2 protein-coding genes are annotated in these 1,259 nt (G+C 42.7%); both read right to left on the bottom strand.

Annotated elements, in window-relative coordinates:
• The coding region (locus tag Q0257_RS02070; RefSeq protein ID WP_298020951.1) for a transporter substrate-binding domain-containing protein at positions 1-776 on the bottom strand (776 nt) is incomplete at its 3' end.
• A 15-nt stretch (positions 777-791) separates the two neighbouring features.
• Positions 792-1,259 (bottom strand): transporter substrate-binding domain-containing protein (locus tag Q0257_RS02065; protein ID WP_298020948.1); only part of this gene is annotated, 468 nt, incomplete at its 5' end.

The following is a 1,259-nucleotide window of genomic DNA, read 5'->3' as shown; positions in this document are numbered from 1 at the left end:
GTGAAGTGCTTTTTATCGATCTTGCCGCCGTAGTATGGCTTGATATCCTCGTCAAAAGCCTTATGGAAAAATTTCGCTTTATACATTTTTACCAGGCTGCTATTGACCGCATCAAGCAGCTCGGTATTGCCCTTAGATAGGGCGACGGCGATATAATCTACCTTGCCAAGGTTGATGATTTTTGCATCAAGCGCGGCATCGTTTCTAGCGTATCCGAGTACGACCGTATTATCGTCGGCAAAGCCTATGCCCTCGCCAGCCTTTAACCTAGCGACGCACTCATTCGCGTCGGTACATGTCGCAATCTCATAGCCCGCGTTTTTGAAGTGCTCCTCGGCAGTTGTGCCTTTAACGCTTAGAATTTTTTTATGCGCGATCTGATCGATTCTTGAAATATTATCATCCTTACGGCTTAGCACGCCAATTTGCACTGAATAATACGGGTAAGAAAAATCGACTTTCTGAACGCGATCTTTTGTGACGGTAAGCTTGGATATGATGAGATCTACTTTGTTTTGCTCCAGTGAGGGAACGCGATCTTTAGATGCTACGGCGATAAAGTCGATTTTGATCTTTTTATTGCCGAATAGATTTTTGACTAGCTCGTTTGCCAAGTCAACCTCAAAGCCCTTTAGCGTGCCGTTATCATCGAAGCTAAACGGAGGCTGGGAATCTTGCAAGCCTATGCGAATTTCGCCTGCTTGCTTGATATCTGCTAATGAGTTAGCGCAAAGCGCGCCAGCACCTAGCAAAATACTTAGTAGAATTTTTTTCATATTTTGTCCTTTGAATTAAAACATTTTATAAAGATCATCTAACAAGAAATATTTTTTCTCAGCCTTGCCCTTGTAAAAAGGATCGATGCTGTCGTTAAAAATTTTCTTGAAAAAGCCATTTTTGCTGAGCTTGACAAGCCCGTCATTTAAGGCGTTTAGCAAGTCGTTGTTGCCTTTTTGCACCGCGATAGCTAAAAATTCCGACGTACCTAAATTCTTGATATTTACCTCTACCTTGCGATCTACGACCGAATAACCCAAAACTACCATATTATCGTCTGCATAGCCGCTGCCGCGACCGGATTTTAATGCGCGGAAGCATTCGCTCGAACTAGCGCATGAGATAACTTTAAAGCCTTCCTTATTAAAATAATCAAAAGCCGTAGTGCCGGGCTCTGCTAAAATTTCTTTATCCTGTAGGTCGCTTATTGTCTTGATATTGTCATCGCTACGGGTTAGTACGCCGATATTTACGCTAAAGTA

This window comes from uncultured Campylobacter sp. (assembly GCF_938018035.1).
GTDB lineage: Bacteria > Campylobacterota > Campylobacteria > Campylobacterales > Campylobacteraceae > Campylobacter_B.
This window is presented reverse-complemented; position numbering and strand designations above follow the sequence as displayed.